This window comes from Kitasatospora cineracea, assembly GCF_003751605.1.
Classification (GTDB): domain Bacteria; phylum Actinomycetota; class Actinomycetes; order Streptomycetales; family Streptomycetaceae; genus Kitasatospora; species Kitasatospora cineracea.
Genome location: NZ_RJVJ01000001.1, coordinates 3,870,137 through 3,885,223, shown reverse-complemented (window position 1 = coordinate 3,885,223; position 15,087 = coordinate 3,870,137). Strand labels below are relative to the sequence as shown.

16 protein-coding genes are annotated in these 15,087 nt (G+C 75.6%); 6 read left to right on the top strand and 10 right to left on the bottom strand.

The features are described 5' to 3' along the window. Positions 1-41: 41 nt before the first annotated feature. From EDD39_RS17680 to EDD39_RS17655, 6 genes are all read right to left on the bottom strand, one after another. The gene (locus EDD39_RS17680; protein ID WP_123557214.1) at positions 42-521 is read right to left on the bottom strand and encodes an NUDIX hydrolase; all 480 of its coding nucleotides are present in this window, start codon (positions 519-521) and stop codon (positions 42-44) included. A gap of 10 nt (positions 522-531) precedes the next feature. Next, positions 532-1,152, bottom strand: coding sequence for a NeuD/PglB/VioB family sugar acetyltransferase (locus EDD39_RS17675; RefSeq protein WP_123557212.1), 621 nt, complete (start codon positions 1,150-1,152; stop codon positions 532-534). A 50-nt stretch (positions 1,153-1,202) separates the two neighbouring features. Next, a complete protein-coding gene (locus EDD39_RS17670) occupies positions 1,203-1,886 on the bottom strand; it encodes a sugar transferase (protein ID WP_123557210.1) in 684 nt (227 codons plus the stop codon). 105 nt (positions 1,887-1,991) lie between these two features. Then, positions 1,992-3,179 (bottom strand): glycosyltransferase, encoded by a 1,188-nt coding sequence (locus EDD39_RS17665; protein ID WP_123557208.1) that lies wholly within the window; start codon positions 3,177-3,179, stop codon positions 1,992-1,994. Next, positions 3,172-3,999 carry a polysaccharide deacetylase family protein gene (locus tag EDD39_RS17660; RefSeq protein WP_123557206.1) on the bottom strand — a complete coding sequence of 276 codons (828 nt, stop codon included), beginning with the start codon at positions 3,997-3,999 and terminating at the stop codon, positions 3,172-3,174. The genes EDD39_RS17665 and EDD39_RS17660 overlap by 8 nt, the downstream gene beginning before the upstream one ends. A 228-nt stretch (positions 4,000-4,227) precedes the next feature. Beyond that, on the bottom strand, positions 4,228-4,488 hold the full coding sequence (locus tag EDD39_RS17655; protein WP_123557205.1) for a hypothetical protein: 261 nt from the start codon (positions 4,486-4,488) through the stop codon (positions 4,228-4,230). A 398-nt stretch (positions 4,489-4,886) separates the two neighbouring features. On the opposite strand from EDD39_RS17655, the gene EDD39_RS17650 reads away from it, so the two are divergent. Continuing rightward, positions 4,887-5,891 carry a polysaccharide deacetylase family protein gene (locus EDD39_RS17650; RefSeq protein WP_123557202.1) on the top strand — a complete coding sequence of 335 codons (1,005 nt, stop codon included), beginning with the start codon at positions 4,887-4,889 and terminating at the stop codon, positions 5,889-5,891. A 72-nt stretch (positions 5,892-5,963) separates the two neighbouring features. Here the strand turns inward: EDD39_RS17650 and EDD39_RS17645 are convergent, their stop codons facing one another. Further along, positions 5,964-7,187 carry an MFS transporter gene (locus tag EDD39_RS17645; protein ID WP_123557200.1) on the bottom strand — a complete coding sequence of 408 codons (1,224 nt, stop codon included), beginning with the start codon at positions 7,185-7,187 and terminating at the stop codon, positions 5,964-5,966. A gap of 186 nt (positions 7,188-7,373) precedes the next feature. On the opposite strand from EDD39_RS17645, the gene EDD39_RS17640 reads away from it, so the two are divergent. From EDD39_RS17640 to EDD39_RS17620, 5 genes are all read left to right on the top strand, one after another. Further along, positions 7,374-8,135 carry a glutamate racemase gene (locus EDD39_RS17640; protein WP_123560541.1) on the top strand — a complete coding sequence of 254 codons (762 nt, stop codon included), beginning with the start codon at positions 7,374-7,376 and terminating at the stop codon, positions 8,133-8,135. A 97-nt stretch (positions 8,136-8,232) separates the two neighbouring features. Next, positions 8,233-8,976, top strand: a complete 744-nt coding sequence (locus EDD39_RS17635; RefSeq protein WP_123557198.1) for a DUF6193 family natural product biosynthesis protein — start codon at positions 8,233-8,235, stop codon at positions 8,974-8,976. A gap of 185 nt (positions 8,977-9,161) precedes the next feature. Next, positions 9,162-10,325 carry a glycosyltransferase gene (locus tag EDD39_RS17630; RefSeq protein ID WP_167518077.1) on the top strand — a complete coding sequence of 388 codons (1,164 nt, stop codon included), beginning with the start codon at positions 9,162-9,164 and terminating at the stop codon, positions 10,323-10,325. Positions 10,326-10,354: 29 nt separating this feature from the next. Further along, entirely contained in the window at positions 10,355-11,095 is a 741-nt protein-coding gene (locus tag EDD39_RS17625; protein WP_123557196.1) for an SAM-dependent methyltransferase, read from the top strand. A 28-nt stretch (positions 11,096-11,123) separates the two neighbouring features. Beyond that, a complete protein-coding gene (locus tag EDD39_RS17620; protein WP_123557194.1) occupies positions 11,124-11,678 on the top strand; it encodes a hypothetical protein in 555 nt (184 codons plus the stop codon). Positions 11,679-11,726: 48 nt separating this feature from the next. Here the strand turns inward: EDD39_RS17620 and EDD39_RS17615 are convergent, their stop codons facing one another. Genes EDD39_RS17615 through EDD39_RS17605 form a run of 3 tightly spaced genes read right to left on the bottom strand, consistent with a single transcriptional unit; the run spans position 11,727 to position 15,017 of the window. Beyond that, entirely contained in the window at positions 11,727-12,926 is a 1,200-nt protein-coding gene (locus EDD39_RS17615) for a glycosyltransferase family 4 protein (RefSeq protein ID WP_123557192.1), read from the bottom strand. Positions 12,927-12,928: 2 nt separating this feature from the next. After that, positions 12,929-14,128, bottom strand: a complete 1,200-nt coding sequence (locus EDD39_RS17610; RefSeq protein ID WP_123557189.1) for an ABC transporter ATP-binding protein — start codon at positions 14,126-14,128, stop codon at positions 12,929-12,931. After that, the gene (locus tag EDD39_RS17605) at positions 14,118-15,017 is read right to left on the bottom strand and encodes an ABC transporter permease (protein WP_030460167.1); all 900 of its coding nucleotides are present in this window, start codon (positions 15,015-15,017) and stop codon (positions 14,118-14,120) included. Before EDD39_RS17605 ends, EDD39_RS17610 begins: the two co-directional genes overlap by 11 nt. Between the last annotated feature and the right edge of the window lie 70 nt (positions 15,018-15,087).

The window sequence follows — 15,087 nt, the reverse complement described above, 5'->3', positions numbered from 1 at the left end:
CCGCGGGCGGGGGCGCGCACCGGACGCGCGCCCCCGCCTCGCTAACGGCCCGTCAGCTCGAAGTGCGCCTCGTCCTTCCCGGCCAGGGCGCGGGCGATGTGGTCGCGGTGCCGGTCCCCGATGTCGGGGAGCGCGTCCGGGTGGAACCAGCCGACCTGGAGCGACTCGTCGTCGTTCACCCGGGCCTCGCCGGACAGCGGGCGGCAGCGGAAGACCAGGTCCAGGTACTGGGAGCGGTCGCCGTTCGGGTACTCGATCATCGGGGAGACCGACACCGAGACCAGCTGCTCGGGCAGCACCGTCACCCCGGTCTCCTCCAGGCACTCGCGCACCACGGTGTCCGCGGGCTGCTCCCCCGGGTCGATGATGCCGCCGATCAGCGCCCACCTCCCGTTGTCCACCCGCTGCCCGAGCAGCACCCGCCCGTCCTCGTCGACCACCACGGCCGACACCCCGGACAACCAGAGCGGCCGGTGCCCGACCACCTCGCGCAGCTCCGCCAGAAACGCAGGAATTCCCATGTGGGGAAGCCTATGCGACGCCTTCGGGGGAGGTGCGGGCGAGCGGGCGGGCGGGGGTGCCGACGACGGTGGTGGCGGGCGGAACGTCGCGGGTGACGGTGGCGGCGGCGCCGACGAAGGCGGCGCGGCCGACGGTGCGGCCCTGGAGGACGACGGCGCCGGAGCCGACGGTGCTGTCGTCCTCCAGGTGGACGGCGCCGGAGACGTTGGCGCCGGGGTAGACGGTGACCCGGGCGCCGAGGCGGGTGTCGTGGCCGACGGTCGCGTTGTAGTGGACCTGGCTGTGCAGGCCGAGGCGGACGCTGCTGGAGACGTGCGCGCCGCCCATCACCAGGCAGCCGGGGGCGAGTTCGGTCTCGGGGGCGATGATCGCCCGTGGGTGCACCAGGGTGACGGGGTGCCCGCCGGCCGCGTCCAGCACGGCGGCCAGCCGGGCCCGGACCGCCGGGTCGGCGATGCCGATCAAGTACGGTGCGCCGGAGGGCAGTTCGACGGGTTTCCGGACCGGCAGGCCGCGCACCAGGCCCCCGGCGAGCCGGTCGTCCAGGAACCCGGCGACCTCGACGCCCGCGGCGAGCGCCACGTCCAGCGCCTCCCGGCCGACGCCGCCCGCGCCCGCGATCCACACCATCTGCCGTGCTCCGTCCGTCGGGTCCGTTCCTCCTTCCGGAAGGTACCGGTTCAGCCGCGCAGTTCCTCCCGGGCCAGCCGGGGCGCGGTCGCGGTGGCCTGCCGGGGCAGCACGATCCGGGCGGCGGCCGATTCGGCGGGGGCCGGGGCCGGGGAGTGGGCGGGGGCCGGGAAGCCGGGGTTGACGCCGCCGGCGGCGGTGATGCCGGCGGGGCGCAGCAGCACCTTCACGGTGAGGGCGAGGATGCGCAGGTCGAGGGCGAGGCTGTGGTGCTCGATGTACCAGAGGTCGAGTTCGATGCGTTCGGGCCAGGTGATGGAGTTGCGGCCGCGGACCTGGGCCCAGCCGGTGAGGCCGGGGCGGACGGCGAGCCGGCCGCGCTGGCGGTCGGAGTAGTGGACGACCTGCTCGGGCAGGGTGGGGCGGGGGCCGATGACGCCCATGTCGCCGCGCAGGACGTTCCACAGCTGCGGGAGTTCGTCCAGGCTGGTCTTGCGCAGCAGCGCGCCGAGGCGGGTGATGCGCGGGGCGTCGGGTTCGTCCTCGTGGCGCTTGTCGCGCATGGTGCGGAACTTGAGGATGGCGAACTCCCGGCCGTGCCGGCCGGTGCGGGTCTGACGGAAGATCACCGGTCCGCCCGTGGTGGCGCGGATCAGGAGGGCGATCAGCAGGCCGAGCGGGACGGCGATGATCCCGGCCAGCACAGTGACCGCGAGGTCCCCCCCTCGCTTCATTTCTCCCCCAACTGGGTCGGTGCGTCGTGGTGTGGTGGGCGCGCCCGGGGCTGCCCGGCGCGCGGCGGTGGTGACGGTGCGGGTCGCTGTGGTGCTGCGCGGTGCTCAGTCGGTGGTCCAGCGCAGCCCGCGGCGGCGGGCGACGGCGGCGTAGGTCTCCAGCGAGACCCGGGCGACCGCGCGCTGGTCGAACCGGTCGAGGGCGCGGCGGCGGGCCGCCGCGCCCAGGCGTATCCGCAGGGCGGGCTCGGTGAGGAGCCGGTCGAGGGCGGTGGTGAGGGCGGCGGCGTCGGCCGCCGGGGCGAGCAGCAGGTGTTCGTCGTGGGTGCCGATCTCGCGGCAGCCGCGGATGTCGCTGAGCAGCAGGGGCAGGCCGCTGGCGGCGGCCTCCATGCCGGAGCGGGAGAAGCCCTCCCGGTGGGAGGGGAGGACGAAGACGTCGAGGGCGGCGTACACGGCGGGCATGTCGTCGCGGGGGCCGAGGAACTCGACGCCGGCCTCGGCGGCGCGCAGCGCGTCGGGCTTGTCGGGGTCGTCGGGGCCGATCCACACGAAGCGGGCCTTGCCGGCCAGGGCCCGGGCGGCCTCGGCGTACTCGCGGATGCCCTTCTCGGCGACCCGCCGGCCGACCCCGCCGACCAGCAACTCGTCCTCGGCGAGGCCGAGTCGGGTGCGCAGCCGGGCGCGCAGGGCGTCCCGGGCCGGGCCGGGGGCGGGGAAGCGGTCGAGGTCGATGCCGTTGCCGACCACCCGGGAGCGCCGCGCGGGGACGCCCCACTTGGCGAGCGCGGCCCGGTCCTCGGCGTTCTGGTAGAGCTCGGCGTGCGAGAAGCGGGCGGCGAGCGCCTCGGCGCCGAGCACGGCGAGCCGTTTGGCCAGCGGGTCGTGGGCCTGCGCCCACAGGCCGTGGCAGGTGTTGACGACGACGGGGACGCGGGCGAGCCGGCCGAGGATCCGGCCGAGCACGCCGGTCTTCGGGTTGTGGGTGTGCAGCACGTCGGGGCGGATCCGGCGCAGCTCGGCGAGCAGTTCGCGGGCGGCGGCGAGGTCGGCGCCGGGCTGCCAGGCGCGGGTGAGCGAGGGCAGCGGCCGGTGCCGGACGCCGAGCTGCTCGATCCGCTCCAGGTGGGGTCCGGGGGCGCTGATGCCGTAGGTGTGCAGGCCGTGCTGGACGTCGACGGCGAGTTCGGTGGCGAGCAGCAGGTGCAGCGACATGTCGACGGTGGTGAGGTGGGCGACCCGCAGCGGCCGGCCGCCCTCGCCGCGCAGGCGGAGCGGGAGCTGGTCAGGCACCGGCGCCCACCGCCTTCGCGGTGGCGACGATCCGGGCGTAGGCGCGTTCGGGGACGAGCCGGCCGTACAGCTTGGCCCGGAAGAAGTCGATCGGGTCGGTGCGCCGGACCGGGACGCGGTGGAAGCGGACCGGGTCGTAGCCGGGCAGGTTGCGGCCGACCTGCCCGGTGGCGCAGGTGCGGAAACGGGCCCGCAGCGCGGCGTCCAGGTGCGGGACGGGGCGGCCCCAGGTGTAGGCGAAGTGCGCGGGGCGGGTGCCGAGGTGTTCCTCGACGTCGTCGCCGCAGGCGTCGAGTTCGGCGGTGGTGAGCAGTTCGGGGCGGGCGTGGCTGCGGGTGTGGTTGGCGACGGTGCACAGCCCGGAGGCGGTCATCTCGCGCAGCTGCTCCCAGCTGAGGCCGGTGGCGGGGGCGCCCTTGGCGGTGGAGCCCTCCCAGCGCATCGGGGCGCCGACCAGGCCGCTGGCCAGGTAGACGGTGAACGGCAGGCCGCGTTCCCTGAGCAGCGGCCAGGCCGTCTCGTAGGTGTCGGCGAAGCCGTCGTCGAAGGTGAGGACGGTGCTGGGGGTGCGCAGGCCGGCGTCGAGGCGGTCGGCGGCGGTGTCCAGCGGGACGACCCGGCCGGGCGGGAGCTCGGCGAGCAGGTCGGCCTGGGCGGTGAAGTCGGCGGTGGCGAGGTCGAGCTCGTCGGCGGTGCCGCCGCCCACCCGGTGGTAGATCAGCAGGGTGGCGCCCGCGCCGGGCACCCGGCCGGCCGCGCGGGCCAGCTGCTGTTTGACCTTGGTCCGGACGCCTCCGGCCCCGGCGGCGCTGCTCGGCATGGATCCCCCTCGCGGTGCCCCCGCACCGGACTGTGACTCCCCCGGCCCGCGGCTGCCGCGGGCGATGCGCATCACAGTAGGGGGAAGTGTGAGGCTGGTGCCCCGGAAACGTGAAAGAAGTGCGTAGGTAGGCCGAAAATCAGCCGGTCCGACCGGTCCTGTCCCATTGGTGGACGTTTTCCGGTCGGCGGTCGGTCAACGGGGCGGGTCCGAGGAGACGTCCGGGGCTCAGGGAGTGGCGCCGCCGCCCGGGCGCAGCAGCGCGACGCCGATCCGGACCAGCACCAGTACCCCGGCGGCCAGGCAGCCGGCCACCGCCATCACCCAGGCCGGGCCGTCGGTCTGCGGGACCAGCACGGCCACCGCGATGCCCATGCCGACGCAGACCAGGCCGACCAGGGCCAGCAGCGGCTGGTGGCGGCGCAGCGCGCAGCCGCTGAACAGGGCGGAGCGGCGGGTAGCGGCACGGTCACTTCGGGTGTCTGCCATGCCCTCAACGGTAACCCGGTGCGGGAGCGCGGGCCATGGTCCTCCTCCCCCGCCGGAACGCCACCGGGCGGTGCCGGCCGGTGCCCGGCGGGTGCCGGACGGGTGCCGGGGGACGGCCCGGCGGGTGCCGCTGCAAGGGCTTCCGGCGGCTGCCGGGGCGCCTTGCGGAGCGTTTCCGGACCGTCCGCGAAATCTCGCCGTCCGGCGTACAACCATCCCGGGGCGTCGTGGGTCTCCACTACATTGAGCGATCCAGGAGCCGCCTGACGAGCGGGGTCGGGAGTACCCGCCGCGGGCTAGATCACTCGGGTGCGGAGCCGCCGCGCCCGGGGTCGGAGGCCGGGCTCCGCCTGCCGACGGTACCGCCACGCCGCTTGCCGGCGACCGAGGGGGGAACCGTGTCGTACGCCACCACCGCCGCTGCCGTCTGCGCCCCGCCCCAGCCCGTCGTCCCGTCCGCCGCGCCCACTCCGCGCCGGCCCCGGGAGCAGGGGCGGGACCGGAGCAGCTGGCTGCGGTTCAGCCCCGCCCAGCCGCTGTTCCGGGCCCGGGCCGCGCAGCGGCTCGCCGTGCTCGCCTACCACGGGATCACCGACCCGGCCTCGTTCGGCGCCCAGCTGGACCGGCTGCGGCGGCTGGCCACGCCGGTGTCCGTGCAGGACGTGGAGCGGGCGCTGGCCGAGGGCCGGCCGCTGCCGCCGCGCTCGGTGCTGGTGACCTTCGACGACCCGGACCGCACCGTGCTGCGGCACGCGCTGCCGGAGCTGGTGGCCCGGCGGATCCCGGCGGCCGCGTTCGTGATCGCCGAGCTGGTCGGCACCGAGAAGCCGTTCTGGTGGCACGAGGCGGCGTTCCTGTCCCGGCACGGCGGCCGGGCCCGGCTGCTGTCCCGCGGCGCCGACCCGGCCCGGGTGCTGGCCCTGCTCAAGGCGATGCCCGACCCGGACCGGCGGCGCAGCCTGGCCGAGCTGCGGGTCTCGGCGAACCGCCGCCCGCCGTCCCAGGAGCAGCTGCGCCCGGAGGACCTGCGCACCCTGCGGGACGCGGACGTCGCGGTCGGCAACCACACCCTGGGGCACCCCTCGCTGCGGCGCTGCGACGAGGCGACGGTGCACGCGGAGATCACCGGCGCGCACCGGGCGCTGACCCGCTGGCTGGGCGAGGCCCCGTCGGCGTTCGCCTACCCGGACGGCGGCTTCGACGAGCGGGCGGACGCGGTGCTGCGCCAGCTCGGCTACCGGCTCGGTTTCCTCTCCGACCACCGGCTGGGGCCCCGGCTGCCCGCGCACCCGCTGCGGATCAGCCGCCTCCAGGTCGACTCGACCACCTCGACCCGCCGGTTCGACACCATCCTGTCCGGCCTGGAGCCGGCGGTGCAGCGGCTGCTGGGCGCGCAGTCCTGACCCCGTCCGAACGGCGAGCGGCCCGCACCCCTGCGCAGGGGTGCGGGCCGCTCGCGTGCGGGCCGGGCCGGGTCAGTCGGTGGCGGTGGGGCGGATGCCGCGCATCCGGCCGATCGCGTAGACGGCGCCGGCCAGGGCCAGGTCGGAGAGCAGCATGAAGCCGATCGAGTAGCTGCTCTTGGCGCTGTAGATGGCGCCCATCACCAGCGGCGGGACGAACCCGCCCAGGCCGCCGATCGCGCCGACGATGCCGGTCACCGAGCCGACCTGGGCGACCGGGGTGACCTGGGCGACCAGTGCGAACACCGAGCCGCTGGTGGTGCCCAGGCCGGCCGCCATCACCATGAAGGCGATGGTGCCGACCGGGCTGAGGGCCGGGTCGAAGGCCTGGACGACGGCGAACAGCGCGGTGACCGCCAGCGCCCAGCAGGTCACCACGGCCGGGTGGACCCGGTCCGACAGCCAGCCGCCGAACGGCCGGAAGACCACCGTGACCAGCGCGAACCCGGCGGCCTTGGTGCCCGCGTCGGTGGCGGACAGCTCGTACCAGGTCTTCAGGTAGGTGGGCAGGTAGACGCCGAACGCGACGATGCCGCCGAAGCCGATCGCGTACAGCGCGGACAGCTCCCACGTCACCCGCAGCCGCCCGGCCCGCCCGAGCCGGGAGGCCAGCGAGGCGGTCGGGACCACCCGGTCGGGGCGGTCGCGCAGCAGGAAGAAGGAGACCACCGTGTACGCGGCCAGGGCGATCGCCATCACCCAGAACGGCAGGTCGTGGCCGTGCTTCCACAGCCGCGGGGTGAAGTAGCCGGACAGCGCGACGCCGCCCATGCCCATGCCGAACACGCCGATGCCCAGGCCGCGCTTGCTGGCCGGGAACCAGGAGTTCACCAGCGGCACGCCGATGGCGAAGGTGGTGCCGCCGAGCCCGAGGAAGAACCCGACCGCGAGCAGCGCCCCGTACGACCCGCGGGCCGGGATCAGCAGCAGCACCGGGACGATGGTCAGCGCCGACATCAGCGGGAACATCAGCCGGGCCCCGAACCGGTCGGTCAGCGCGCCGACCGGGACGCGGCCCAGCGAGCCGACGATGACGGGCACCGCGACCAGGAACGACTGGGCGAACGACGACATGTGCAGTGTCTTGTCGAACTCGCCCGCCAGCGGGGCGATCAGGTTCCACGCCCAGAAGGTCAGCGCGAAGCCGATGGTGGCGACCACCAGGTTGGTGTAGGCCGTGCCCGACACCTTGCTGTCGGCCGGTACCCGTTCGTTCGATGCTGTCAGCTGTCCCATGGGACCCAAGCCTCGGAGGAGGTGCCGCCACTGGCCGGGGACACGCCAAGATCGCGGTCATACCGTCAGTCAAACGGAGCAGGCCGGGGTCCCCGGAGCCCGGGGGCCACGGCTCGCGCCGGAGCGCCCGGGGCGGGGACGGCGGCTCCGCGGGGGCCGCGGGGGCACGGGGTAGAGTCGGTGCTCGTGAAGATCGCCCTCGTGGACTCCGGACTCGGACTGCTCGCCGCCGCCGCCGCGATCCGGCGGCTGCGCCCCGACGCGGACCTGGTCGTCTCCTGCGACCCCGACGGCATGCCCTGGGGGCCGCGGACGCCCGAGGACATCACCGGGCACGCGCTGGCCTGCGCCCGGGCCGCGATGGCGCACCGCCCGGAGGCGCTGGTGGTGGCCTGCAACACGGCGACGGTGCACGCGCTGGACCGGCTGCGGGCCGAGTTCGAGCCGGGGCTGCCGGTGGTCGGGACGGTGCCCGCGATCAAGCCCGCGGCCGCGGCCGGCGGGGTGGTGGCGATCTGGGCGACCTCGCGGACCACCGGCAGCGCGTACCAGCGCGGGCTGATCGCCGAGTTCGGCGGGGCCGCCGAGGTCCACGAGGTGGCCTGCCCCGGGCTGGCCGAAGCCGTCGAGCGGGCCGACGGGGCCGCGATCGCCGCCGCCGTCGCCTCGGCCGCCGCCCGCACCCCCGCCGGGACCACCGACGTGGTGCTGGGCTGCACCCACTACGAACTGATCGACGACCGGATCGCCGCCGCCCTCGCCCACCCGGTCCGCCTGCACGGCTCCGCGGACGCGATCGCCGCCCAGACCCTGCGCCGCCTCGGCCCCGGCGCCCGCCCCGGCGACGGAACGCTGACCGTCCTCCACTCCGGCCGCCCGTCCGCCCTCCAGGCCGAGGCCCTCGCCTACCCGCAGGGCGCGCTCCTGACGGCCCCCGCCCGGGTCTGAGCCCGCCGCCGCCCCGGGCCCGGGCCCTGCCTCGCGGGCGGCGGAGACCTTGCGGAGGGATTCCCGCCGCCCCGGGCCCGGGCCTACGCTTCGCGCTGTGATCCTCCCCTCGCACGAGACCCAGGCCGAACGGGACGCCTCCGCGGCCCGGTTCGGCGCCGAACTGGCCCGGCTCGCCGCCGCGGCGGGCCTCCCGCTGCCCCCGGCGCGGAAACTCGCCTGGTGCACGGCCGAGTTCGAGGGGCCGCCCCTCCCGCCCGCGCCGCACCACGGGGGCGGCCCGGGCCCGTCGGCACCCGACGGGGCGAGACTGCGCGGGGAGAACGACCGCCGCCCCCCGCACCTGACACTGCGCCGCGGCCGGCTGCCGCTGGCCGAGGGACGCCCGCCGGACCTGCTCTCGGCCCTCCGGGCGGTCTCGGCCTGGCTGGCCGGGGCGGACCTGGCGGCGATCCGGCGGACCGCCCCGTTCCTGCACGTCCAGGAGTGGGCGTTCGCCCACGAGCGGGCGCCGCTGGACCGGATCGAACTGAACTGGCGGGTGCGCATGCAGGACTTCGAGCACGGCCCGTACCCCCTGGCCCGCGAGGAGGTGAAGGCCCTGTGGGAGGCGGCGTTCGCGCAGCCCCGGCTACGGCGGCTGCGGCCGGTCACCAGCCACCACACCCTGTGGTTCTCCAGCACGCCCGACCACCCGTTCGAGCGGGTCGGCGCGTCCGTCGAGCCGCTGTACCGCGGCGGCTACCTGGTCCGCGCGGGCGGCGGCGAACCCACCACGGTCGCCACCGCCGCCGAGGCCGTCGCCCTGGCCGTGGCCGCGCTGCCGCCGGAACCCGCCTGACACCCCCGCGCTTCGGGCCGCCGTACCCCGGACCGTCGCGCCCCGGGCCGTCGCGCCCCGGACCGCCGTACCCCGGACCGTCGCGCCCCGGGCCGTCGCGCCCCGGGCCGCCGTACCCCGGGCCGTCGTGCCCCGGTCCGTCGCGCCTCGGGGGTGGCCGGGGCCGGATCGGGCAGACTGCCCGGGTGACGGTGCTGTGGTGGGTCTCGGTGGTGTCGCTGCTGGCGTGGGTGTGGCTGGCGGTGTGCCACGGGGGGTTCTGGCGGACGGACCAGCGGCTGCCGCGGGGCGGTGACGAGCCCGCGCCCTGGCCCTCGGTGGTGGTGCTGGTCCCGGCCCGGGACGAGGCGCAGGTGCTGCCGGTGTCGCTGCCGAGCCTGCTGGCGCAGGAGTACCCGGGGCGGGCCCGGGTGGTGCTGGTGGACGACCACAGCACCGACGGCACCGGTGGGCTGGCCCGGGAGCTGGCGGAGCGCACCGGGGGGCTGGAGCTGGCGGTGACCACTCCCCCGCCGCTGCCGGAGGGTTGGACCGGCAAGCTGTGGGCGCTGCGGCACGGCGTCGGACAGGCCGGGGACGCCGAGTGGCTGCTGCTGACGGACGCCGACATCGCGCACCGCCCCGGTTCGCTGCGGGCGCTGGTCGCGGCCGGGGAGGGCCACCGGCTGGACCTGGTCTCGCAGATGGCCCGGCTGCGGGTGGCCGGCGGCTGGGAACGGCTGATCGTCCCGGCGTTCGTGTACTTCTTCGCCCAGCTGTACCCCTTCCGGCGCGCCAACCGGCCCGGCGCCCGGACCGCCGCCGCGGCCGGCGGCTGCTCGCTGGTGCGGCGCTCCGCGCTGGAGCGGGCGGGCGGGGTCGCGGCGATCCGCGGGGCGGTGATCGACGACGTCTCGCTGGCCCGGGCGGTCAAGCGCACCGGCGGCCGGACCTGGCTGGGCCTCGCGGACCGGGTCGACTCGGTCCGCCCCTACCCCGCGCTGGGCCCGCTGTGGCGGATGGTCTCGCGCAGCGCTTACGCCCAACTCCGGTACTCGCCGCTGCTGTTGGCGGGGACGGTGGCGGGCCTGGCGCTGGTCTACCTGGTACCGCCGGTGGCCGCCGTCGCCGGGGCCGCCGCCGGGGCATGGTGGACGGCCGGGGCGGGCCTGGCCGGGTGGGCGGTGATGGCCGGGACGTACGCGCCGATGCTCCGCTACTACGGGCAGCCCGTGGCCGCCGCGCCGCTGCTGCCGTTCACCGCGCTGCTGTACCTGCTGATGACGGTCGACTCCGCCGTCCAGCACTGGCGCGGCCGGGGCGCCGCCTGGAAGGGCCGCACCTACCCGCGGCCGCAGCGCGCCGAATAGCTCCCGACCGGAACGGGCAGGATCCGACGATGGAGCGCCAGGAGATCTCACGGATCGCGCACCGCGACCACCCGGTCGCCGCGCCGCTGTCGGACGAGGCGGTGCGGGAGCTGCTGGAGCGGCTGCTGCGCGGCCGGGCGGACGGGCGGCTGCTCGACTTCGGCTGCGGCGAAGCCCCTTGGCTGGTACGGGCGTTGGCCGCGCACCCGGCCCTGCGGGCGGTCGGTGTCGACACCGACCCGGCCGCGCTGCGCACCGCCCTGCGCACCGCGGAGCGGCTCGGCGTGGCCCGGCGGATCGGCCTGCACCACTGCGACGCCCGGGAGTTCACCGCGGCCGAGCCCTTCGACGCGGTGCTGTGCGTGGGCGCGACCCACGCCTTCGGCGGGCTCGGCCCGGCCCTCGCCGCGATCGGTCCGCTGCTCGCGCCGGGCGGCGCGGTGCTGCTCGGCGAGTCCTACTGGGAGCGCGAACCGGCGCCCCGCGCCAGGGAGTTGTTCGGTGACGGCCTCACCGACCTGGCCGGGACGGTGTCCGCGGTCCGGGACGCCGGCTGGCGGCCCGTCGCCGGGCACACCTCCAGCCGGGCCGAACTCGACGCCTACGAGTGGGCCTGGACCGGCTCCCTCGCCGACTGGGCCCTCGACCGGCCGCCGGGGCCCGAGCGCGAGGCCGCGCTGCGCGCGGCGGACACCCACCGGGAGGAGTGGCTGACCGGGTACCGCGACAGCTTCGGCTTCGTCACACTGGTGCTCCGGAAGGGGAGTTGAGTCCCGGCAGCGTTCCGAGGGGGAACCCGTGGGCTTCACCGGCCACCTGATCGTCTTCCGTGCCGGGAGCGCGGAGCTGCCCGAGGTCCCCGAACCGGCCGAGGTCCTCCCGTGTCCCGGCGGCTGGCACGTCCTGACCGACTACGGCACCGCCGCCCCCGCCCCTCCCGACGACCTCGCCGCCCGCCTCGCCGGACGGACCGCCGCCCCCGCGCTGGTGGCCCGGGTCTTGCACGGCGACCGGTCCGAGATCCACGGCTGCCTGCCCGGCGGCCCGGCCTGGATGTTCGAGCAGGCCGTCCACCTGGTCGTCGAGCAGGCCGTGCGGGAGCGGTTCGGCTGCGAGCAGGACGACGAGGGGCTGAGCGCCGAGGAGTGGCAGGAGTGCGTCGACGAGGTCACCGCCGAGTGGGAGCAGCAGCGCGCCGAGGCCCTCGGCCACGCCCTCGCCCGGGCCCGCGCCGCCGGGCTGCCCTGCGATCCCCGACAGGTCGAACTGGCCGTCGAATCCGACGAGTTGTACGCCGAACACGCCGCCTGGGACCTGCTCCGAGCCCTCGGTGTCCCCGTCCCGCCGTCATGATCCGCGAGGCGGTCCCGTTCGTTCCGCTCGCGGAGGGGTGATGGGGTGTCAGCGGCCGATCAGGCGGCGGGCCGTGGGCTTCACGAACTCGTAGCGGGACATCTGTTCGAGGTCGCGGAGCCAGGCGGTGCGGCCGGGGGGCTGGTGGAGGAGTTCGCGGTAGATCTCCTCGAAGGCGGTGGTGACGTGGGCGAGGGAGAAGCGGTCGACGACCCAGTCGCGGCCCCAGCTGCCGAGTTCGGCGCGGCGGGTGGGGGCGTCGGCGAGGGCGCGGATCTGGGCGGCCAGGGCCTTGGCGTCGGCGGGGTGGTCGCCGTGGCCGTACATGCAGCGGGAGGCGTGCGGTTCGACCAGGGGGCCGGGTTCGTGGACGGCGGTGTAGCCGCTCGCGCCGTGGACGATGACGGGTTTGGCGAAGGCGAGGCCGCGGAGGGCGGAGCCGCCCATGCCGAGGACGAGGTCGGCGGCCTGGTAGGCGGGGCGGGGGTCGGGGCGCTGGCCGGTGAGGACGACGGCCCGGCGGCCGAGTTCCTCGTTGGCGGCGGCGGCTTCGGCGCGCAGGCGCTCCTCGCTGGGACCGCCGCCGACGACGGCGAGGACGAGGCGGGGGTCGTCGAGGAGGCGGAGGGCGGCGATGGTGCGGGAGACGCCGGCGTCCTTCTCCAGGCCGGAGACCAGGCGGGTGACGATGCAGAGCAGGAGGTGGTCGGGAGAGGCCCCCACTTCGGCGCGGAAGGCGTCCCCGGAGACCGAACCCGGCGCGTCGGAGTCGGTGTTGACGGGGGGTTCGATCAGGCGCAGGTCGCGGTGGCCGAAGGCGCGGCCGTCGGGGAGCAGCGCGCCGAGGCCGAGGACCAGGGGCTGGTGGCGGGGCATGCCGCGGAGCATCCGGATGCCGTAGAAGGTGGTGACGACGGGGAGGCGGCCCTGGCGGCCGGGGCCGAAGTAGGCGTTGCGGGCGGCCCGGACCTCCCAGGCGTGGACGAGTTGGGAGCCGTGTTCGTCGGCGAGCCGGGTGAGGCGGGCGCGGACGACGGCGTGCGGGGTGGCGGGGTCGCCGGCGACGACCAGGTCGAGGCCGTGTTCGGCGGCGAGGTCGACCAGCGGGGCGGGGCCGTCGACGCCCTGGGCGAACAGGACGGGCTGGTGGCCGCGGTCGCGCAGGGTGCGGGCGATGTCGACGGCGTTGAGCTGGGCGCCGCCGAGGGCGAGGTTGTTGAGGTGGACCAGGACCCGGACGGAGCGCATGATCAGTCCTCCCACTGGTGCGGGACGAAGACGGGGGCGGCCATCACGACGGCGCGCGGCGGGGTGTCGAGCATCGGGCCGAAGACGTCGAACTGCCCGGCGGAGTGCCAGCTCATCAGGGTGCCGCCGTCGGTCTTGCCGATCGAGTAGACGCCCGTCCACAGGGTGTAGCGGCCGCGCGGCAGCGGCAGCCGCGGGATGACGCAGGCGACGCGGTGGTCGCCGCCGGTGAGCCGGATCTCGTGGCTGATCTGGAAGATCGGGCTGGAGGTGCCCTCGCTGACGCCCAGGTGCAGGGTGGCGTCGCCGCGGTAGTCGCCGCCGAGGGTGAGTTCGACGGTGACGGGCTCGTCGGTGTGCAGGGTGGTGTCGTCGGCGTCCTCGCCGCGCACCTCGTACTTGAGCAGTTGCAGGGGTTCGCCGACCCGGGCGCTCGCCTCGGACTGGGCCTCGATGGAGTCGCGGTAGCCGGCCAGCGCGTCCGTGATGCCGGCGTCGACCCGGACGGTGCCCTGTTCGAGCCAGATGCCGCGGCGGCAGATGGACTGCACGGCGGGCAGGTCGTGCGAGACGAAGACGATGGTGGTGCCCTGTTCGGCGACTTCCCGCATCCGGTCCAGGCAGCGCTGTTGGAAGACGGCGTCGCCGACCGCGAGGACCTCGTCGACCAGCAGGACGTGCGGTTCCAGGTAGGCGGCGACCGCGAAGCCCAGGCGCATCTGCATGCCGGAGGAGTAGAACTTGACCTGCCGGTCGATCGCGCCGCCGAGGCGGGCGAACTCGACGATGTCGTCGAAGCGTCCGGCGACCTCGCGGCGCTTGAGGCCGAGCAGCGCGCCGAACAGGTAGATGTTCTCGCGGCCGGTCAGGTCGGGGTGGATGCCGGCCCGGATCTCGATCAGGGCGCCGATCCGGCCGCGCACGTCGATGACGCCCGCGTACGGGTACATGACCCGGGTGAGCATCTTCAGCAGCGTCGACTTGCCGGAGCCGTTGGAGCCGATCAGGCCGACCGACTCGCCGGGTTCGACGTGCAGGTTGATGTCGCGCAGGGCCCAGCGCCAGTCCTCGCCGCGGTCGCCGCGCAGGCGGCGGGCGACCTGGTCGACCCGGTCGCGCAGCAGCATGCGCTGCTGGTCGGCGCGGAACCGCTTCCAGACCTGCTCGGTGCGGATGGTGCCCGGCGGGTAGTCACGCGACATCGGCGATCCCCGTTTCCAGCTTCTTGAAGACCAGGTAGCCGCCGACCAGGAAGACCAGCGAACTGGCCGCGGCGATCAGGGTGAGCTGGGCGTTCGGCGCCTCGCCGTACAGCAGCGCCTTGCGGTAGCCCTCGATGACGGCGCCGAGCGGGTTGACGCCGACGTAGACCTCCTGCAGCCGGTGCGGGATCTTGGCCAGCGGGTAGGCGACGGGGGTGGCGAAGACGCCCATCTGGGTGATGATCGGCAGCAGGTGGCGGACGTCGCGCAGGTAGACCACGGCGACCGAGAGGACCAGCGCGATGCCGTAGGTGAAGGCGAACTGGACGGCCAGCAGCGGCAGCACCCACAGGAAGGTCGCGGCGGGCGCCGTCCAGAAGACCAGGAACATCAGGCCCAGCACACCGACGCCGATCGCCATGTCGACGGTGGCGACCAGCATGGTGGCGAGCGGGAACACCTCGCGCGGGCAGTACACCTTGTTCAGCAGGCTGAGGTTGTTGGCCAGGCTGAGCGCGCCCTGGTTCATCGTGTTGGAGAAGAACTGCCAGACGATCAGGCCGAGGTAGGCGAACAGCGTGTACGGGACGGCGCCGGTCTCGATCTTGACCGCCCGGTGGAACACCAGGGTGAAGATCGCGCACAGCGCGAGCGGGGTGAGCACCGCCCAGGCGAAGCCGAGCACCGCCTGCTTGTACCGGGCGCGCAGGTCGCGCTCGGCCAGCGCCCGCACCAACTCCCGTGCGGCCCACAGCTCGTGGGCGACCCGGACGGGGCGCAGCCGGCGTTTGAAGACCAGTTCGGGCGGTGGCCCGGTCGGGGTGGCGGCACCCGGTGGGGCGACCCGGCCCGGCTGCTCGTCGATGACCTGCGCGCGCTGTCCCCCCACGGACTCCCGCCCTCCCCGGGGGCGGTGGCCTCCCCCGGCGCCTGTGCCGTCCGGCTGCGCCCGCTGGCCG